General features: G+C 33.2%; 19 protein-coding genes and 1 pseudogene. 9 read left to right on the top strand and 11 right to left on the bottom strand.

Translation table 11 applies throughout. The features are described from left to right. The first annotated feature begins 15 nt into the window (after nt 1–15). Complete coding sequence (locus A9D35_RS15730; protein WP_066224780.1) at nt 16–1,158, top strand: glycosyltransferase family protein; 1,143 nt, start codon at nt 16–18, stop codon at nt 1,156–1,158. Nucleotides 1,159–1,195: 37 nt separating this feature from the next. Here A9D35_RS15730 and A9D35_RS19565 read toward each other — a convergent pair whose 3' ends face one another. The 4 genes from A9D35_RS19565 to A9D35_RS15710 form a co-directional block, all read right to left on the bottom strand. After that, complete coding sequence (locus A9D35_RS19565; protein ID WP_083191731.1) at nt 1,196–1,669, bottom strand: acyltransferase; 474 nt, start codon at nt 1,667–1,669, stop codon at nt 1,196–1,198. A 149-nt stretch (nt 1,670–1,818) separates the two neighbouring features. Beyond that, nucleotides 1,819–3,171 (bottom strand): O-antigen translocase, encoded by a 1,353-nt coding sequence (locus A9D35_RS15720; RefSeq protein ID WP_066224777.1) that lies wholly within the window; start codon nt 3,169–3,171, stop codon nt 1,819–1,821. Next, complete coding sequence (locus A9D35_RS15715) at nt 3,172–4,272, bottom strand: DegT/DnrJ/EryC1/StrS family aminotransferase (RefSeq protein ID WP_066224773.1); 1,101 nt, start codon at nt 4,270–4,272, stop codon at nt 3,172–3,174. Beyond that, nucleotides 4,269–5,243 carry a hypothetical protein gene (locus A9D35_RS15710; protein ID WP_066224770.1) on the bottom strand — a complete coding sequence of 325 codons (975 nt, stop codon included), beginning with the start codon at nt 5,241–5,243 and terminating at the stop codon, nt 4,269–4,271. Before A9D35_RS15710 ends, A9D35_RS15715 begins: the two co-directional genes overlap by 4 nt. A gap of 140 nt (nt 5,244–5,383) precedes the next feature. Between A9D35_RS15710 and A9D35_RS15705 the strand changes: the two genes are divergently transcribed. Together A9D35_RS15705 and A9D35_RS15700 are read left to right on the top strand one after the other, a co-directional pair. After that, nucleotides 5,384–6,607, top strand: a complete 1,224-nt coding sequence (locus tag A9D35_RS15705; RefSeq protein ID WP_141675555.1) for a hypothetical protein — start codon at nt 5,384–5,386, stop codon at nt 6,605–6,607. Further along, the gene (locus tag A9D35_RS15700) at nt 6,604–7,755 is read left to right on the top strand and encodes a glycosyltransferase family 2 protein (protein WP_066224765.1); all 1,152 of its coding nucleotides are present in this window, start codon (nt 6,604–6,606) and stop codon (nt 7,753–7,755) included. Before A9D35_RS15705 ends, A9D35_RS15700 begins: the two co-directional genes overlap by 4 nt. 363 nt (nt 7,756–8,118) lie before the next feature. Here the strand turns inward: A9D35_RS15700 and typA are convergent, their stop codons facing one another. Beyond that, a complete protein-coding gene (gene typA / locus A9D35_RS15690; RefSeq protein WP_066224760.1) occupies nt 8,119–9,918 on the bottom strand; it encodes a translational GTPase TypA in 1,800 nt (599 codons plus the stop codon). Nucleotides 9,919–10,525: 607 nt separating this feature from the next. Here typA and kdsA point away from each other — a divergent pair. The 5 genes and pseudogenes from kdsA (at nt 10,526) to A9D35_RS15665 (ending at nt 14,969) form a co-directional block, all read left to right on the top strand. Further along, nucleotides 10,526–11,343: pseudogene (gene kdsA / locus A9D35_RS15685) on the top strand (3-deoxy-8-phosphooctulonate synthase). Between the two features lie 18 nt (nt 11,344–11,361). Continuing rightward, nucleotides 11,362–12,219 carry a hypothetical protein gene (locus A9D35_RS15680; protein WP_066224757.1) on the top strand — a complete coding sequence of 286 codons (858 nt, stop codon included), beginning with the start codon at nt 11,362–11,364 and terminating at the stop codon, nt 12,217–12,219. 16 nt (nt 12,220–12,235) lie between these two features. After that, nucleotides 12,236–13,048 (top strand): META domain-containing protein, encoded by an 813-nt coding sequence (locus A9D35_RS15675; RefSeq protein ID WP_141675554.1) that lies wholly within the window; start codon nt 12,236–12,238, stop codon nt 13,046–13,048. A gap of 2 nt (nt 13,049–13,050) precedes the next feature. Next, entirely contained in the window at nt 13,051–13,518 is a 468-nt protein-coding gene (locus A9D35_RS15670; RefSeq protein ID WP_066224752.1) for a GNAT family N-acetyltransferase, read from the top strand. A 461-nt stretch (nt 13,519–13,979) separates the two neighbouring features. After that, the gene (locus A9D35_RS15665) at nt 13,980–14,969 is read left to right on the top strand and encodes a T9SS type A sorting domain-containing protein (RefSeq protein WP_066224749.1); all 990 of its coding nucleotides are present in this window, start codon (nt 13,980–13,982) and stop codon (nt 14,967–14,969) included. Between the two features lie 141 nt (nt 14,970–15,110). Here the strand turns inward: A9D35_RS15665 and A9D35_RS15660 are convergent, their stop codons facing one another. Together A9D35_RS15660 and A9D35_RS15655 are read right to left on the bottom strand one after the other, a co-directional pair. Next, complete coding sequence (locus tag A9D35_RS15660; protein ID WP_066217549.1) at nt 15,111–16,655, bottom strand: IS1182 family transposase; 1,545 nt, start codon at nt 16,653–16,655, stop codon at nt 15,111–15,113. Nucleotides 16,656–16,774: 119 nt separating this feature from the next. Further along, nucleotides 16,775–17,563 (bottom strand): leucine-rich repeat domain-containing protein, encoded by a 789-nt coding sequence (locus tag A9D35_RS15655; protein WP_066224746.1) that lies wholly within the window; start codon nt 17,561–17,563, stop codon nt 16,775–16,777. A 583-nt stretch (nt 17,564–18,146) separates the two neighbouring features. Here A9D35_RS15655 and A9D35_RS15650 point away from each other — a divergent pair. Beyond that, nucleotides 18,147–19,025 (top strand): sugar phosphate isomerase/epimerase family protein, encoded by an 879-nt coding sequence (locus A9D35_RS15650; RefSeq protein WP_066224743.1) that lies wholly within the window; start codon nt 18,147–18,149, stop codon nt 19,023–19,025. A gap of 210 nt (nt 19,026–19,235) precedes the next feature. Here A9D35_RS15650 and A9D35_RS18970 read toward each other — a convergent pair whose 3' ends face one another. The 4 genes from A9D35_RS18970 to A9D35_RS18955 all read right to left on the bottom strand — a co-directional run bounded on the left by A9D35_RS18970 (nt 19,236) and on the right by A9D35_RS18955 (nt 20,816). After that, nucleotides 19,236–19,712 carry an aspartate-alanine antiporter-like transporter gene (locus A9D35_RS18970; RefSeq protein ID WP_235817994.1) on the bottom strand — a complete coding sequence of 159 codons (477 nt, stop codon included), beginning with the start codon at nt 19,710–19,712 and terminating at the stop codon, nt 19,236–19,238. 8 nt (nt 19,713–19,720) lie between these two features. Continuing rightward, nucleotides 19,721–19,999 (bottom strand): TrkA C-terminal domain-containing protein, encoded by a 279-nt coding sequence (locus tag A9D35_RS18965; protein WP_218017748.1) that lies wholly within the window; start codon nt 19,997–19,999, stop codon nt 19,721–19,723. Between the two features lie 92 nt (nt 20,000–20,091). Beyond that, on the bottom strand, nt 20,092–20,322 hold the full coding sequence (locus A9D35_RS18960) for a hypothetical protein (RefSeq protein WP_218017747.1): 231 nt from the start codon (nt 20,320–20,322) through the stop codon (nt 20,092–20,094). 17 nt (nt 20,323–20,339) lie between these two features. Then, entirely contained in the window at nt 20,340–20,816 is a 477-nt protein-coding gene (locus A9D35_RS18955; RefSeq protein WP_218017746.1) for an aspartate-alanine antiporter-like transporter, read from the bottom strand. Nucleotides 20,817–20,879: the final 63 nt, after the last annotated feature.

The following is a 20,879-nucleotide window of genomic DNA, read 5'->3' as shown; positions in this document are numbered from 1 at the left end:
GGTACCAAATATAGGATGAAAATACTTTTAATTGGAGAATTTAGCCGATTACATAATTCTTTAAAAGAAGGACTAGAACAATTAGGCCACGAGGTCATAATTATTGGTACGGGGGATTTGTTTAAAAAATATCCGGTAGACATTGATTTAACTCCAAAAGTATCGCAGTATCCCCTTTTTAAATTGGTTAGAAAAGTTGGTTTTAAGCTCTCCAAATTCGACCTTTCAGATTTAGAAGTTTACTATAATTTCAATCGTATTTTACCAACTTTAAAAGATTTCGATGTTATTCAACTTATTAATGAAGATCCCTTAAACATACATCCTAATTTAGAGATTAAACTTCTAAAAAAACTATTTAAAACACATCATCGCGTTTTTCTATTATCGTGTGGAGATGATTTTACAAGCGTTTCGCACTATCTTACTAACACCATGCGCTATTCAGTTTTGACGCCTTATCTGGAGAATAAATCGTTAGGCAAGCAATTTCAATATTCCCTAAAATATGTAAGTGCCCCGTATAAAAAATTACATGATTTTCTTTTAAAGCATTGTAAGGGAGTGATAGCTTCAGATCTAGATTATCATATTCCTCTTGCCAATAAATCTTTCTATTTAGGCCTAATTCCTAATCCTATAAATACCGATCTCATCCATTTCACTCCACTAAAAATAGATTCAAAAATCAATATTTTTTTAGGTGTAAACACCTTGTCTCAGGCAAAAAAAGGTATAGCATTTTTTAAGGCCGCCTTAGCTATTATAGCAGAAAAATATCCTGAACAAGTAGATATACATATTACAGAAAACATACCTTATGCCGAGTATATTAAACTATATAATAATGCCCACATTGTTTTAGACCAAGTGTATGCTTACGACCAAGGTTATAATGCTCTAGAGGCTATGGCGAAAGGAAAAGTAGTGTTTACCGGTGCCGAACAAGAATGGTTAGACTATTATAATTTAGAAGAAAACACGGTTGCTATTAACGCATTGCCAGACGTAAATTATCTGGTTGAAAAATTATCTTGGCTAATTTGCAATCCAGACATTATTCTAAAAATTTCTAAAAATGCTAGAACTTTTATAGAAAAAGAGCATTTCTATAAAACCATTGCAAAAAACTATTTAAGCACTTGGGAGCATATCTAAATTAATTTTTTAGCTATAAATACCTCTTACTTGTAGTTTAATCTATAATTATATCACTTAGCTTCTGTATAACTTTGGCTGGATTCCCTGCAAGAATTACATTTTCAGGAAAACTTTTTGTAACAACAGAAGCGGCTCCCACGACTGTATTGTCACCAAGTTCTACGCCTTTTAGTATTGTAACATTATTTCCCAAAAACACATTATTTCCAATTTTAACTGCTTTCGGATTGTTATCGGGTTGTAATCGTTTTTTCGGATGTAAATCGTGAAAATTACTATCTGTAACTTGACAATTATATCCCATTAACACATTCTTTCCTATTGTAATATTTTTTTCGGCCACAAGACTAACTCCGTTATTAATACTTGTATTATCACCAATAGAAATTACAGCATCCTTTAAACGCGGTTCTATATACCCGTAACTAGAAATGTAATGAGGAGAATTTATTACCCCTATCTGAACATTTTCACCAAAAACTACGCGTCCCTTTCCTCTAATAACCACAGGTTAGTTCCCTACAAGATTTCCGTCGACATTTTTATTAGTGGAAAAAAAAGCATACTTCAATTTTCTCAATGCATACCAAAATTTTAATAGCTTGTTATAAACCATAACATTAATTTTATTTGATTACACTAAAAGAAAACGAGAGCTTAATCATCCTTTTTTTCATCATGGTCATCATCATGATCATCTTGGTCATTTAACAACTCATCTTCCGGCAAAACTCCAAATAATGAGGAACTAAAAATAAGCAAGATTAAACCATAATACATAACATAAGTTACAAAATGCGCAATGGTAGCACCTTTAACCCCGTATAAATCGATAAAATAGATACTGGTTAAATACAAAATTAAAACCGAAAATGCTTCAGTAATAATGTAATGCCAAAACATCTTTTTGGCTAAAAACTGATATGAAATTACTATAGAAAGCACCTTAATAAAATCACCTAAAAGCTGCCATAAAAACAAGTCTTCAACAGCTTTAAATTCACTGGTAAAAACGATAGCGACAATAAATCTTCGCAATAGAAAGATGACCAATAATCCGAGACCGAAAACAGGAATAATGGTTTTATAGAAACCAAAAACCTCATCTCTAAATTCCTTAATATTATCAATTTCAGAGAAACGAGGTAAAATATAAAGGGACATGAGCGAGCTAACAAACATGAGGTAATACTTAGAAATTCGAATCATGGCCTCCCAAAATCCAGCTTCTTTATAACCTATATTATCAATGATGTACGACCGAATTGAAATTGCTACTAACGGTAAAATAATAGCCGAAAATAAGGCCATAACCGAATAGGAACTCAGTTTTTTAATATAATTAAAACTCACCTGACTGGAGCGAATTAACGGAATTAAACTCCGCTGATTCACAACACCTACCAAAGTGATTAAAAAGATGATAGATTCTGCAATTACAATAGACACTAAAGCCCCGTCAATTCTATTTTGATAGATTAAAATTAAGGTGATCGAGGATCCCAGAATCTGACCAATAATATTGATTACCAACAGCATTTTAAACTTCGAAAATCCATTCATTATCGAAAATGCAAACATATTCATAGAATAGAATGGTAAAGCAATAGCCATGACCCGAATTACATAGGCATAGTCATTATATGTTGGAAAAATGAGAGTGTTAATATATTCTGCATTGAAATAACAGAAAAAGGAGACGATAATCGTGGAAATAAACCCCAGGTAAAACGTGGTCGAAATTGTTTTACTCAACTCGACTGTATTGTTTTTAAATTCGGCAATATACTTTACAACCCCATTATACATCCCTAAAATCGCAAAGGATTGCATAGAACTCACTAAGTTTCTAAGGTTTCCAATTAAAGCCAAACCTTCTGGCCCAATAAAAATAGCAATGGCTTTTGAGGTTAAGAACCCCGTTACAATTTTAGTAATTACAGAAGCAGAATTTAAGGACGCGACCTTAAATAAAACATTTGTATTTATATAATTTATTAATTTTTTCAATCAATAGTTATTTAAAACTTTTATTAAATACTCCACATCTTGATCGGTCATAACAGGACTTATGGGCAAACTTACAACAGTGTTGTGAATTTGCTCGGTTACCGGAAGGGTTAAAGAATTAAAATCTTGTAACGCTTCTTGCTTATGTGGAGGGATTGGGTAATGGATTAACGTTTCAATACGATGCTGTTTTGCATATGCTATAAATTCTTCACGTTGAGCTACCCGAACTACAAAAAGATGAAACACATGCGCATTCATATCTGGGCATAAAGGTAGTATTATTTTATTATTTTTAACATTTGAAAGGTATCGATTTGCAATTTTTCGACGAACGTCATTATCGCGATCTAATTGCTTTAATTTTATGTTTAGAAATAAGGCCTGAATTTCATCTAATCTGGAATTTACGCCTGGAAACTGATTCACATATTTTGATGTTGTTCCGTAATTTCGAAGCTTTTTTATTGTATCTGCTAACGCTGAATCATTGGTTGTTACAGCACCACCATCGCCTAAAGCCCCTAAATTTTTACTCGGATAAAAACTAAAAGCCGCGGCATCTGCTAAATTCCCAGCTCTTCTTCCATCCTCTAACATAGCACCATGAGCCTGGGCTGCATCTTCTATAAGTAATAGATTATGCTGTTTTGAAATTTGTTGAAGCGAAATCATATCGGCCAATTGCCCATATAAATGAACCGCTAAAATCGCTTTTGTTTTTGACGTAATTTCAGATTCTACCGCTGATGTAGAAATATTATAGGAATCTATATGAGGTTCTACCAAAACCGGTTTTAATCCGGCCTGAATTACACCTAAAATACTAGCAATATAAGTATTTGCAGGAACAAGTACTTCGTCGCCTATTTGCAATTTACCAAGGCTTATATAACTCTTAAAAATAAGCGAAATAGCATCTAAACCATTTCCTACACCAATGGCATATTTGGTACCACAATACGATGCAAAATTTGTTTCGAAAGCCGATACATTTTTTCCTAAAATATAATGTCCAGAATCTTGAAACGCATTAAAAGCCTCTAAAAACAAAGTATCGAAACGCGCATTAACTTTCCGAAGATCTAAAAACTTAATCATATCCAAATGGTGTTTAAAGCAGTAAAAGACTTTGTTTCTATAGTATAAAAATCTTGTATAATCGTACGCGCACCAAAACCTTCTTTCCAATATTGAAGTCCTTGATTTATGTTTCTTCCTTGTTGTTCACTAGAAATTCCGAAATCGAAATATGCTTTATTTTTAAATACATCCTGTATTAAATGGGCATGTAAAAAATCTAAACTCCCAATCGTGTTTTTTAAATGATTTCCAGAAATATATTGGGCATGCGCAACTGTTTTGGTTTCAAAAATTGTTGCACCTGCGACAATTTCATTTTTATAACACACATTAAACTGACGAATATTCTTAGGAAATTTTTGCTTAAGCTGCGTTATTTCTTCTAAGCTATGCACCGGTACGGCATCATGTTTTTCAGATAAATTAGGAATTAATATCGAATTCCAAAAAGTATCGAAAGTCTCGACTTCCTCAATCTTTAATTCATGCTTTTTAGCGCGTTTACACCCTTCAACTCTATTTTTAGAAAATGGCACAGGAGTCTTCAAATTTATCACCGACAGGGCATCGCGGCGGTATAACTGTGCATTTAATAAAAACATGAGGTATAACATTTCGTCGCTGGGTACCTCAGCATAAATCCCGGGTAACGTCTTTAAATTAATCGTAGAAATCCCTTTATCCGAGAGCCATTCTAATATACTTTTAAAAATAGTTACAACCCCTTGAAACTTAATATTTGAATCTAATATTAAACCTCCGTAGGTTAATCCTTGATGAGAATAAAGCACGTCATTATTAAGATTTGCAGGTAAAACAGCTATAACTTTATTATTCTTAAACACCATTAAAGAATAATCTTTAAACCGATCTTTATGGTATTCCATAAAATCACGATGAAATAAAAACGTAGCATTTTTAGCATTTGCAACGAAATTGTTCCAAAGTTCGTTATGTTTTTTATGAAATAACTCTACTTTTACTTCCAAAGTAACTTTTTAAAATTTATGTTTAACCGGGCTACAAATCTAACGTAATACACTTTTAAAGACCACAAATGATTACAACTTGTAACATATCCGAAAAGCGTCTCAAATATATTATTATTTCAACATTTATACTCGGTTTTATGCTGGTAATTAGCAAACCGATTATCTTAATGCCAGATTCTGAAGGCTATTTAAATATGGATCTTTACAGATCTGCCGGATATCCCCTTTTTATATTTTTAATTCATTCTGTTTTCGGGTCTTTTTTTAATCTAGCCACCATAATTATACAATATACGCTAGGAGTTACTGCGATTACATTCTTTATTTCAACCTTAAAAAAACAGACCTCCTTACATTATATTTGGTTAATACTTTTAAATGGCATTCTACTCATCCCCTATGTTTACAATCACAAACTATCGAATGTTATTTTGTCTGAAGCCCTTGCTTACCCTCTGTATTTAATCGTGGTAAGTTTCTTTATACAAAGTTTATTTCAAACTAAAGTTAAACCTATTCTTTTATCTCTTCCCTTTCTTTTAATGCTCATACAAACTAGAAGTCAGTTTTTATTTCTAGTTCCTATTGCCATTGGTCTGTTATTATGGGTTTGGTTTAAGCACAAAACATTTAATAACAAATGGCTTTTAATTGTATTGGTGTTATTCCCTTTTATTTGTGGGTTTACAGACAAAGCATTTCATAAAATTGTGCATGGATATTTTGTGAGTACACCATGGACAGGAATTCACTTATTAACACCTGCTTTTTTTGTGGCAGACAACACAGATTTTTCTCTGTTTACAACCGAAATAGAACAAACCTTTTACAAAAACACTTATGCCGACTTAGCCGAAAAACACCTAAATATTCATGAATTTGATGCTGAGTTAAACCATACCGATGAACTAGCAACCTATATAGCAGATTATGCCGAAATTGCTAATTTTACCATTTTACCTAACGGAATAACACAATTTCCTGATTCGCTTACAGATGATGAAAAACTAATTGAAGTAGACCAATTAACAAAACAAATGGCCTTGCCTTTGGTTCTAGACAATTTCAAACCTTGGCTGCGTTTATATATTAAGAATTTTGTTTATGCTTTTGGCAATGCTAAATATGTTTTGCTTCTGTTTATACTAATATTTTGGAGTGCAATTTCCTGCTATAAATCTTACAAGCCAGAGCATGCTCTTATATTTTTTATAGCTGTTTTAAGTTTTAGCAATGTGGCTTTAATAGCAACTGGAATGCACACAATAAAACGCTTTACATTTTATAACGATTGGGTGTTATTTCTCATTATATTTCTACTTATTAACACCAAAAACACCTTTAACAAGTCCTTAAAATGAATATTGAATTAACCGTTGTCATGCCGTGTTTAAATGAAGTAGAAACCTTAGCGATTTGTATTAAGAAGGCGCAATCTTTTTTCGAGACGAACCATGTTGTAGGTGAAATTATTATTGCCGATAATGGTAGTACAGACGGCTCCATCACTATTGCTAAACAACTTAATGCTCGAGTAGTACATGTTAATGAAAAAGGTTACGGGAACGCTTTAAAAGGTGGTATTGAGGCGGCTAACGGAATATATATTATTATGGCCGATGCGGATGATAGTTACGATTTCTCTGCCTTGTTACCTTTTTTAACACAATTACGAGCGGGTTACGATTTAGTAGTAGGAAATAGGTTTAAAGGCGGCATAAAAAAGGGGGCTATGCCTTTTCTTCATAAATACTTAGGAAATCCTGTGTTATCTTTTATAGGAAAATTATTCTTTAAAATTAACATTAACGATTTTCACTGCGGATTGAGAGGATTCTCTAAAGAGGCGTATAAAAAAATGAATCTAAAAACATCGGGGATGGAATTTGCTTCAGAAATGATAGTAAAGTCTAAATTAAAGAACTTAAAAATCACCGAAGTCCCTACTATACTTCATCCCGATGGCAGATCAAGAAAACCTCATCTTAATACCTGGCAAGACGGCTGGAGACACTTACGATTTTTATCGCTTTACAGTCCAAACTGGCTGTTTTTATATCCGGCCCTATTTTTAATGATTTTAGGTTTTATTAGCTCGGCACTCTTAATTATAAACCCCATCCAAATAAACCATATCATTTTAGATATTCATACCTTATTGTACACCTCGAGCTTTGTTTTAATTGGTTTTCAGTTTCTGGTATTTTATTGTCTAACAAAAATTTATGCTGTAGAAAACGATTTGCTACCTAAAAGCCAACGTTACGATAGATTGTTTAAATATATAAATCTGGAACGCGGTTTAGTATTGGGAACCCTTATTTTAATTATAGGTTTTGTTTTAAGCTACTATGGGCTGTTTTTATGGAAACGTACCGACTTTGGAGATTTGAATCCAACAGACACGCTTCGTGTTGTTATTCCAGCCGTATTTACAATTTTACTCGGGATTCAAGTTATTTTATTTAGCTTGTTTTTTAGTATACTAGGACTAAAGAACAACTCGTAAACGTCTGCTTACAGAGCCATTATTTCTTCTTAAAAAACAAATAATAAAAGTTAATTAGAATTATTGCAGCATTAGTAATTACAATGGGCCATGATGTTTGTAACATAAAGCCATAAGCCACAAAAAGTGCACACCCTACAGTATTAAAAATACGGAGCTTAACAACATCTTTCATAGAAAAAGAAATGAGTAAAAAAGCTGATGCCAAATAACCAACCCATTCTGTAATAGAAATTCCAAACAGCTCCATATATAGTAATTAACAGATTCTTTAAAATAAAAAAGAGGAACCCTAACTAGGATTCCTCTATAAATATATTAAAAAAACTACAATTCTCTATGTTTAAGAATTAAGCTAGTTTATTAGGTGATTTTATTACGCTTACGTTCTACGTCTGTTAAATAAATTTTACGTAATCGTAAGTGATTTGGAGTAACCTCTACATACTCATCTTTTTGAATATATTCTAAAGCTTCTTCTAAAGAGAATTTAATTGCAGGTACAATTTTAGCTTTATCATCTGCTCCAGAACTACGTACGTTACTTTGCTTTTTAGCTTTAGTAATATTTACAGCCATATCGTCTTGACGAGAGTTTTCTCCAATAACCTGACCTTCGTAAATACTTTCTCCTGGCTCTACAAAGAACTTACCTCTATCTTGTAACTTATCGATAGAATAAGGTATTGCTGTTCCGTTTTCCATAGAAATTAAAGATCCAGAAATACGTCCAGGGATTGCACCTTTTAGCGGTTGGTATTCTTTAAAACGGTGTGCCATAATAGCCTCTCCTGCTGTAGCAGTTAATAATTGGTTACGTAAACCAATAATACCACGAGAAGGAATTAAAAACTCACAAACCATACGTTCTCCTTTTGCTTCCATGCTTAACATTTCACCTTTACGCATAGTTACAAATTCTACAGCTTTACCAGAAACAGATTCTGGAAGATCGATAGTTAACTCTTCTATTGGCTCACATTTAACACCATCAATTTCTCTAATGATAACTTGTGGCTGTCCAATTTGTAATTCGTAACCTTCACGACGCATAGTTTCAATTAAAACCGATAAGTGTAATACCCCACGGCCAAATACCATGAATTTATCTGCACTACCTGTTTCGCCTAAACGAAGCGCTAAGTTTTTTTCTAATTCTTTTTCTAAACGGTCTTTTATATGACGAGATGTTACAAACTTTCCATCTTTTCCGAAGAAAGGCGAATCGTTAATTGTAAATAACATACTCATTGTAGGTTCATCAATTGCAATCGATTTTAATCCTTCAGGATTTTCTAAATCAGCAATAGTATCACCAATTTCAAAGCCTTCAACACCTACTAAAGCACAGATATCTCCAGTTTGAACACTTTGTACTTTTTTACGGCCAAGCCCTTCAAATACAAATACTTCTTTTACTCTACTTTTTATAACTTTTCCATCTCGCTTAACAAGCGCGATTTGTTGTCCTTCTACTATAGTTCCTCGTTGTACTCTACCAATGGCAATACGACCAGTAAATGAAGAGAAGTCTAAAGAAGTAATTAACATTTGCGTTGTTCCTTCATCGAAAACAGGAGTTGGCACATGCTCGATTACCATATCTAATAACGGCTCGATATTGTCTGTTTGCTTTTTCCAGTCATCGCTCATCCAGTTATTTTTTGCCGAACCATAAACGGTTGGAAAATCTAACTGCCATTCTTCTGCACCTAGTTCAAACATTAAATCGAAAACTTTTTCATGTACCTCGTCTGGAGTACAGTTTTCTTTATCTACTTTATTTACAACCACACATGGTTTTAAACCTAAATCGATCGCTTTTTGTAATACAAAACGTGTTTGTGGCATAGGGCCTTCAAAAGCATCTACCAATAACACAACACCATCGGCCATGTTTAATACACGTTCTACCTCACCACCAAAATCGGCGTGACCAGGGGTATCAATGATATTAATTTTTGTGTCTTTATAAATAACTGAAACGTTTTTAGAGGTAATTGTAATCCCTCTTTCACGCTCTAAATCATTATTATCAAGGATTAAATCTCCTGTATTTTCGTTTTCACGGAATAATTGACAGTGGTACATAATCTTATCTACCAAAGTAGTCTTACCGTGATCTACGTGTGCAATAATTGCAATGTTTTTAATATTAGCCATAATTGATGCCTTATTTAAGCGCGCAAAGGTACACTATATTTTGCTAATTAGTTAATTATATGTTATTAATTAATCATATAATAATTTCAATTAATATCTTACCTAAAAATTACCGCGCCAACACCATGATTTAACCTAAAGATAATTTGTTATTAATTGTTAATCAAATATTTAAAAATGGAACATTTAACTTCTAAATACACAAAATATATCCCCTATTTATATTTTATTGCAGTAATACTTTGTTGGTTTACCATAATAAATAGGTATAACGGACTAACAGCATACCCTATTTTACTGTTTAGCATTCCATTTTTTTGGCAACTTTTTAAGCCTAGCAAAACCCTAAATTTCTCTTTAGGCATTACATTTATATGTTTATCGTCTTATCTTATTTTAGTATTCCTACTAAAGAAAGTGCATTTTACAAATATCATGACTCCTGTATCGAATACTATTCTATTTAGTGCTGTCGGGTTGTTCTTTAATTTAATTATGGCATTATGGATTTTAAGAAACAGTAGTAAAAAGCTTTTTTAATCTCCTTGATCAACCTTTACAAAAGCGTGATAATTTTCCGTAACTTTGCCCTCTAAAAAATACGTATATGAATCTTTCGGATGTCCCTCAAATAAAGCACACCAATTCAAATAACTTCTTTTTACTAGCTGGCCCTTGTGCTATAGAAGGTGAAGATATGGCTTTACGAATTGCTGAAAAAATAGTAAGCATTACAGATGCGTTACAGATTCCTTTTATTTTTAAAGGAAGTTTTAAAAAAGCGAATCGTAGCAGAATTGATAGTTTTACTGGGATTGGAGATGAAAAGGCTCTTAAAATTCTTAAAAAAGTTTCGGATACCTTTCATATCCCAACAGTAACCGATATTCACGAAGTATCAGACGCTGCTATGGCCGCTCAGTATGTCGATGTATTACAAATTCCAGCCTTTTTAGTCCGCCAAACAGATTTATTAGTAGCTGCCGCCCAAACGGGTAAAGTTATCAACTTAAAAAAGGGCAATTTATGAGCCCAGAAAGCATGAAACATGCGGTACAAAAAATTAAAGATTCTGGAAACAACAAAGCTTGGATTACAGATCGTGGTACCATGTTTGGCTACCAAGATATGATTGTAGATTTTAGAGGTATTCCTACCATGCGCCAATACGCACCAACGGTTCTAGATGTTACTCATTCTTTACAACAGCCTAACCAAACTAGCGGAGTTACAGGTGGTCGTCCAGATATGATAGAAACGATAGCTAGAGCAGGTATTGTAAATCATGTAGATGGTTTATTTATTGAAACACATTTCGATCCTGCGAATGCTAAGAGTGATGGTGCAAACATGCTTCATTTAGATCATTTAGAGAATTTATTAACGCATTTAGTTGCTATTAGAAAAACCATTTTGGCGTTTTAAATTTTCACATCCTTTTTAATGACCATAAAAACTATTAAACTTTTAATAGGTTGTATTTTATTACCCTTATTAAACGTAAACGCCCAAAGTCTAGACACCCTGAAGTACACCAATTCTAACAAAGGAAAATTCTTTTTTAGTTGGGGTGGAAATCGGGATTTCTATACGAATTCAGATATCACATTTACTGGAGATCATTACAACTTTACCTTATATAATGTTGAAGCACATGATAAACCCAAAGGGTGGCATGTAGATTATATTAACCCGCTTAATATGACGGTACCCCAAACCAATTTCAGGATGGGGTATTTTATTACAAACAAGTATGCTATTACCCTGAGCCTAGACCATATGAAATATGTTATGACCGAGAACCAAGTGGTTCGTGCTAACGGATATATAGATATTCCTGAGGGTGAGGAAAGTGCCATTTACAACAACACGTTTAGAGACGACCCCGTTTTTCTACATCGCGGATTTTTAACCTTCGAACATACCGACGGATTAAATTATATCCACACAGAAATTGCTCGTTTCGACGATATTTCAAAGTTATTTGGTATTGGTAATACCGATATATTTCAAATTAATATAACCGAATCTCTTGGTGGCGGATTGCTTTATCCCAAAACAAATGCCAAATTGTTGGTTTACGACAGACATGACGATTTTCATATTGCAGGTTTCGGAATTTCGGCAAGTGCTGGTTTAAATCTTATTTTTTATAAACACTTTTTTATTCAAGGCGATTTAAAAGGTGGTTTTATTAATATGCCAGATATCCGGACCACTAGTAATCCCGGAGATCGTGCCTCTCAACATTTTTTCTTTGGCGAAACCATTTTATCTATTGGTGGAATTTTTAGTATATAAACCTTATATTTATATTATGAAAATATTTAAGACTAGTCTATTTTTCGTCCTTTTCGTATCTATATTAAGTTGTGAAAATTCGAAGAAAAACAATACTCAGGTTACTACCGCAGACAGTGTTTCTGTACAGCAGGTAGCAAAACCGGAAAAAGCCATGGTAAGTACTCCAAACAAACCTTTTTTTGAAGGTAGTGGTAGCACTCCTGAATGGCGTATAGAACTTACTCCTAAAACTATAGTTTTCATTTCTGAAACAGAAGGTTTAGAACGTTTAAGTTTCCCGATTCCCGAACCTATTTTAGCCGCAGATGCCAATGTAAAATTGTATCGCGCAGAAACCGAACAGGCAAGCATTAAAGCACAAATAAATATGAAAGCGTGTAATGATGCTGATGAAACTAGTCATTTATATTCAGTTTCAGTAGACATTAAACGTCATACCGATGAAGATTTAAAACACTTTGAAGGTTGCGGCGATTATATTTTAGATTATCGTTTACACGACATTTGGGCTCTAGAATCTATAAAAGATAGCCTAATTACTGCCGAACAATTTTCTAATGAAATCCCTAATTTAGAAATTAATACCCAGGAAAAGTCTTTTTCAGGATATGCTGGTTGCAATACCATGCGAGGCTCTCTTTTTTCAGAACAATCTAAACTCCGATTCACCAACATAATTACCACACGTAAAATGTGTTCGCCAACCAATAGAGAGGCCGAGTTTTTAAAAGCCCTAGAAGCTTCTATAAGCTATAAAATAGATAATCGTCGACTTTATTTATCAAATCCAGACGGAAATACACTAACATTTAAAAAAGTAGATTAGTTTTGGATATAAAAATTCGACAGGCCACGGCAGAAGATCTTACAGCAATAACTACACTTTTTAAGGATACTGTTACTACAATAAATTCTAAAGATTACAACGAAAAGCAAATTACCGCTTGGGCTTCTGTGGCGAATGATACAGCCATTTGGATGGAACGGATTGAAAATTTGTATTTTATTGTGGCCGAACTAGATTCTAAAATCGTTGGATTTGCCTATTTAAAGAAAGGTTATTATTTAGATGGCTTATTTGTACATAAAGACCACCAAAGAGAAGGCATTGCCTCTGCCCTACTGCGAACTATTGAATCGCAGGTTATGATAGAAGACTTCCCTGAAATAAGAACAGATATTAGCATAACAGCATTACCCTTTTTTGAAAACAAGTATTACGAAATTATAAAGAAACAGAAGAAAAATCTTAATGGTGTTGTCTTTGTAAATTATATTGCTACCAAAACACTTTAAGGTATTGTCAAATACGCATACTTTCGTCGGTTTTGTTTAACGAAAGTACTACAAATTTATCTGTTTACTAACCCGCTGCAAATTTCTATCATTAATCAACTAACTATAATGGATTGGTTGAAGAATGCTACTTGAATAAGTAGTACAACATCTATTCCTTTTTTCAAATTTTAAACCCCTTAATTTCTCAGGTTCACTAAGTTAAACATTACCATTTTTCATCTACTTAATATGGATAAAAAACCATCCTGTATTAATGGGTTATAGATTTAGTTGTTAAATCCTTACAAAAATCGACCTATATGTAGTCTAAATCCATCAAATTCTTTTTAAATCAAATAATTTTTACACATAATTTAATAATGCAACAGTTTATATACTCTTTTTTATTATATTTGGTTAACCAGATTGGAGAACCAATCTAAAAACATAGTATAAACAACAACTTTAAAACAAAAATTATGAAAACAAAACTACTTTTCAAAAATCAAAAATCCAATACATTATTCTACCTCTTGGGACTCTTTTTGTGTTTTAATTACGGATATAGTCAAGAACTTGTAAAAAATGGTACTTGTGATGAATTTCAAACTGAAACTTCAGATAATGCAGATGCTTGGGATATGACTCCTAATAGTACTGTAAAATATGATGGAGATAGTGAAACATCACCAAGTCCTTATAGATATGATGCAGACAATAACCCGGATGGGTGGTACAATAGTGCTTTAGAAACGGCTTTAGCCATTAAATACCTTGGAGAAGAAGGTAGTATCGATGAACAACCTGGTTCTACAAGTAGCGGTAACAACGACACTAGAGGGGTTAAATTATATGACGACGGTGATCCAGCCATAACTGGTAGCTCACGACGTTTATATCAAAGAGTCGTAGGCCTTACTGTTGGTAGTGTTTATAAATTTTCGATTGATTCTCGTTCAGAAGCAGAAGGTACGCCAACAGAAGTATATATATTAAACACTGAAATTACTGACGAAACAGGTATAGACGCTAATGGTTATAATGATGCTTCGGTTGTTACTGGTATGGATATTACAAATGACAATCCTGACTGGACAACAAATACATTCTCTTTTACAGCAACAACTACAGAAGTTGTAATATATGTTAGATCGCTAAATTCTGTTGACACAAACACAGAGGTGTTTTATGATAATATCTCACTTCAATTAGATGACACAGCTTCTGTTGACGATGTATTTGCTTCAAGTGTAAAAGTATATCCAAATCCTTCTAGCGATTTTATAAATATTGAATCTAAGAACTTAAGAGTATCTTCAGTAGAAATGTATAACATTCTAGGGTCTAGAGTACTTTCAACTTCAGACTTTAATGGTTCTCTAGATGTTTCAAACGTGTCTCCTGGAGTTTATATCCTTAAAGTAAATGCAGGAAGTGCTTCTGTAAACAAGCGTGTTGTTATTGAATAATTAACAATCCCCTATATATTACTAAAGAGGTCGTCTAAAAACCAATTAGGCGACCTTTTATTTTTTGAACATTTTGGGTTTAATCAGGATTTTCTTTTTTACTTAGTAATTCGAGTCTAGTTAAAAATAGGCACTGTGATTTTATATGGCTAAACTCACTTTTTTAAGGTTATGTGCCATTGCAATAAGTCCTATTTCGGTAATTACTTTATCAAGTCCTCTTAACATAAACCTTTTGAAGTTCATATTGTGTTTAATATTACCAAAAACAGCTTCAACATCCCAGCAACGCTGTTTTCTATGAGCAACTCCTTCTGGGCTTAATAATTTTTGTTTGGCTTTTGCTTTGAGTCTAACCAATTTGTGATTCCTCTCTATAATGCGGTTGTATTTTGATTGATGACAGAGACTCCGGAGCTGGCATCCGAAGCAATTCTTAGCCTGATATCTATCGATTTTTTGTTCATATCCTGTAGCTGTTTGTCTTATGTAGCTACCAATATTTTCCATAGGTTGTCCCATAGGACAGTAATACGTATCTGTATTATGGTTATAAAAAAGTTTATCTGCTGCAAATGGATTTTTAGTCTTACCTCGTTTCTCATCTAACTGTTCTTTATGGAAGTAATTGTACTTAACAAAAGCTTCGATATTCTGATCTTCCAGATAGGTGTAATTTTCATCACTACCATAACCTGCATCTGCTGTTAAGGCTTGTGGAGCTTTGCCATATCCCTTAATAAAATCTTCTGTATGCTCTATAAGTGTGGTGGTATCTGCCGTAGTTTGTGCAAGGGTGTAATTGGTAATAAACTGATTGTTGGTAGATGCTTGCAAATTATATCCTGGTTTGAGCTGTCCATTTAGCATATGGTCTTCTTTCATTTTCATAAAAGTAGCATCAGGATCTGTCTTGCTCATTGAGTTGCGACTCCCCATGTGCTGCTGGTAGGTATTATATTTTGCTATATTCCCAGGCCAGTTCTTTTTGGCATAGTTAAGCTTTTGCTTCACTTTTTTATCAATCTCTTTTCCTTGGAGTGCTTGATTAATTTTATCTATGGTTTGGGAGACTTGCTCAGGATTTATCGCTTTAAAATTATCTGGCTCGTTAGGCTTTTGTTCTTCTTCTGCATATACCGTCTCTACATAACGCCATAGTTCTTTGAGTTGTTTTTCAATACGTGAGCGTGAGGTTTTAATGCTTTTGCCCCATACAAAAGTATAGCGATTAGCATTGGCTTCTATTTTGGTGCCATCAACATAAATATCTTTTAAACTCAAGTAACCTTCCTTAGCAAGGAGAATAACAACTTGATTAAATATCTTTTTAAAATTCCCTTTGAGTTTTCCTGAACGAAAATTACTGATGGTATTATGATCGGGTTGGATACAACCACTAAGCCACATAAAATGAACGTTTTCTCCCAAGGCTTGTTCTATTTTGCGAGAAGAATATAAATTACGAAGATAGGCGTAGATTAAAATTTTGAGTAAATCTCTTGGGTGATAGCTAGAAGTACCACCTCCTTTATAGGTGTTTTCTATAGAACGAATGTCTATCTGATTTAAAATACTATTTACAATACGCACAGGGTGATGTTCTGGAACAAAATCATCATAACTCGGAGGAAGAAGACTCAATTGTGTCTGACTATTGGTCTTCCATACAATGTTGCTTTTCATACTTTTAAAATACGAAAAACTGAACTTTTGATAAAATCTAAACCAAAAAAAAGAGGCTGCCTTTTTAGACAACCTCTTTTTTATGCTTTTTTTCAAAAAACATTACTGCAAATGTTTTGTTACCTTGACAAATACGCATCTGGATGTTCTATGCGTAAAAGGTTGGGCATGCTAGCAAACCATTCTTTTGCTTGAGCCACTGGAATTTTAGTATCGTATAGACTTAGTTCTTCAAGCGTGTTTAAGCCTTTAAAACTCGATGGTAACGTTGAAATTGGACAACCCGATAATACCAATTGTTTTAATGACTTTAAGTTTTCGATTTCTAAAGGAATTTCAGTAATACTATCGGAACAGATGGCCAAATATTCTAATGCTTTTAAATCTAAAACGGAATTAGGAAATTCATGTAATTCGGTTTGCGAAATATTTAAACTACTTAGTTTTGTTAAACAACTAGTATCCTTTAAAAAGGTGGTTATCGGATTTCTAAATAAATCTAACTCCTTTAAATTAGACAACGTATTTAAAGATTGAGGTAATTCTGTTAATTGCCCATCGTCTACTTTTAAAGTCTCTAATTTTTTTAAATTACCTATAGCGCTAGGTAATGTCTTTATTGGATTCCCTCCTAAACTTAGAATTCTCAATTGCGATAACTGACCTATTCCTTCAGGAAGTTCTGAAATGGCATTCCCTCCTAAATACATTTCCTTTAAATTACTTAACACCCCTATACACGCAGGAATCTCAGTCAGTTTGTTATTCTGAAGAGATAGCACTTCTAAATTCACACATAACTGGATATCTGGATTCAAGGTTTTAAGTCGCTTGCCATCTAAATTTAATTCTAAAACGTCTAATGGAGCTTTAGCAATGGCTTTAATGGATGTAATCGATTTATTCATAATATCTTATTTCCGTGGTTAAATTGAAATGATAGTTATAACAAGGTAATATTTTCATCATTATTTTGCCAAATTAAACTCATTTTAAAATGACTTTAATATCCAATATCTTTCATTATAACAATGGAATGAATCATATAAAAACATAATTACCTCATTAAAAGCAACCTATCCTAGATAAAGGAGATCACTTTATTTTTCTATTGGATAGCCAATCTTTATGCTAAAAAATATCAATACGGCTCTTTCCTACAGAAAGTATATTTTATTACAAAAAAAAGATCTAATTAAGCTGTTCCTCTAATGCTTGTCATACTTCATCATATATAAACAAAGAAAAAATTAAAGAGATCCTTGTCCATCCAAATCTGAATAAATTGTATATTTCCTTATACTTAATCATATAAAATCTTAAAAATAAGTTCTTAGATTGGTTTTCAATTTAAACTAGCTCCTAAGTGATCGCTAAAGCATCCAAAAAGGACTCGGTTTTTAGTTTAATTACAAAAGGAATTCACGGACTAAATAACCAAACCTTACAGCAATAAAAAGATAAAGACCAACTATAAATAGTGTACGATATATGAAAAAAATAGCTTCCTTAATTTTAATCCTTTTGTTCTTTTCTGCTTGCAAAAATTCTAAGCAAGAAAAAATCACCAATAATCATGTGTTTCAAAAAAGGAACCTCATCCCATGGGCCATTGTAGGTTTCGACAATAAGGAAAGAAATCCGAAAGAACGCATAGATATGATAAAGCGTTTAGGGTTTTCAGGATATGGCTACGGCCATCGAGTTAAACACATACCAAGCATGCAACAAGAATGGGAACTTGCTCAATCCGAAAACATAAACATTGATGCCGTTTGGATATATCTAAATTTAGACAAAGATCAACCGGATACCCTAAGAGATCAAAATGAAGCGGTATTAAAGAATTTGAAACTCGTAGGCTTAAAAACACAAATATGGGTTGCTTTTGATGCTAAGCATTTTGAAAACTTATCGGATGATGAAGCTTTGGCTGATGCTGTTAAAATGGTATCCTATTTATCTGAAAGAGCTTCAAAATTAGGATGCAAAATTGCACTTTACAATCATGGTGGATGGGCAGGAAATAGCGAAAATCAAATAAAAATTATAAAGGCGCTTCCTAATGAAAACATTGGTATTGTATTTAATTTTCATCATGCACATCAGGATTTAGATCACTACACAGAACATATAAAAATGATGCTACCTTATTTATGGTGTGTAAACCTAAATGGTATGAAAAAAGACGGACCAAAAATTATGACTATTGGCGATGGCGATCTTGAAAAAGATATGATTCAACAATTATTAGATATTGGTTATAAAGGTCCTTTTGGAATTCTTGGTCATGTTTCCGACACCGATCCAGAAGTAATTTTACAAGACAATGTAGCAGGATTGTGGCGCCTTTTCCCAAAAGATCATTAATAGTTTACCTTAAGGCGTGATCAATAAATTTCTATAAAACATAGAATTGTTGACTTATAACTCACTTCAACATACAAAACCTAAATCCATGGTTTAGTTGAAAATGTATTTTGATTTCGTAAAACATTAAAACAAAAAAAGCTTCAATTTTCAGAAAATTGAAGCTTTTTAAATGAATTGCAAGTATTTAATCTGAATACTTTACTCTGTTTATAATAAACTCAATATTTGTACAACAATAATTAATAATACCATAGCAATAGGATACACCGTGGCATAGGCCACAGATGGTGCATCGGTATCTACTAAATTATCTACGGCCGCTAATCCAGGTGTACTCGTCATACTCCCTGTTAGCGTACCTAATAAGGTTAACATATTTAATTTAAAAAATGTTCGTCCAATTATGGTCGTAATAATCATTGGGATTAACGTAATTAATATCCCGTACACAAACAATTCTAAACCGAATTCCTGAAAAGTAGACACCAAACTAGAACCCGCACTGGTTCCTACAGCTGCTAAAAAGAATAGTAATCCGAATTGTCTAAGCAACTGATTTGCTGCTCCTGTCATGGTCCACATAATAGGCCCGGTTTTACCTGTTCTACCCAAAATAAGAGCGACAAATAAAATACCTCCTGTTAGTCCTAAACTAAATGAAAAAGAACTTACATTAAGACTTATTTTACCAACTAAAATTCCAAGAATAATTCCGGCCGCGATTGGTAAAAATCTGTACTTGACAATTTACTTGTATCATCTCCAAAAATTTCACTAACGTGATCCATATTTGTTTTATGGCATACAACCACCAATTTATCACCAAATTGTAGTTTTGTTGACGGACTAGGCATAATATCAATTCCCGATCTTCGAATACGCGTAATTGTGGCGTGATACGTATCTAAAGTGTTAAGCTGACCCAATGTTTTTTTAACTACATTTTTATTGGTTACTAAAATAGATCGCACATCAAAATTAGTATCTACAGGAATTTCTTGTTCTACTTCCGAACCGATAAGTAATTTTACACGTTCTAGAGCATCACTAGTACCTACAGCTCTTACAATATCTCCTTTATGAAAATAATATCTGGTTCTGGCACTATGGCCACATCTCCGTGTAGAATCCTAGAAATTACGGCTTTGGTCATAAACCGAATGTTTAGCTCTTCATAAGTTTTGCCTATTACATTTTCATTTTCAACAATAAAATGCTTTTTATAAATCTCTGGAAAGCCAGCAGACACCTCTGCGTTATACTTTGCTTCCTCCGATTTTAAGTTTACTTTCAATATTTTAGGTAAGAAACTCACAAAAGAATTACTCCAATTACCCCAAATGGATATCCAATACCGTAACCAATAGACGCTAATGGAGAATCTGTTGCATCAATTGCGGCTGCTAATCCAGGTGTACTCGTTAACGCTCCATTTAGCAAACCTATGGTTAAGTTTTTATCTATTCCGAAGACATAAAAAATTAGAAAAGCTATTAATCCAGAACTTCCCACTAATATGGATGCCAAAACGGCTAACTCCCTCCCATTTTTCTTAAACGACTCGAAAAAGCTGGGTCCTGCCTGAATTCCGATAGTAAAAATAAAAAGTACTAACCCTATATATTGAAAATCTTTTGGAACTTGAACACCATAATGTCCGAATACTAACGCTACAAAGATAACAGCAGAGACATCTAGAGAAATGCCTTTAAATTTAATACGCCCTATAATGAACCCAATAACTATGATTAAAAATAAGACAAAATAACTGTTAGTAAACAATTCCATAATATCATGTTTTATGGATACAAAAATAATGACTTATTATAGTTAATAAAATTAAATAGTAAA

The sequence above is a fragment of the Formosa haliotis genome (assembly GCF_001685485.1).
Taxonomy (GTDB): domain Bacteria; phylum Bacteroidota; class Bacteroidia; order Flavobacteriales; family Flavobacteriaceae; genus Formosa; species Formosa haliotis.
The sequence above is the reverse complement of the archived record's forward strand: the minus strand, read 5'-3'. Positions and strand labels throughout refer to the sequence as shown.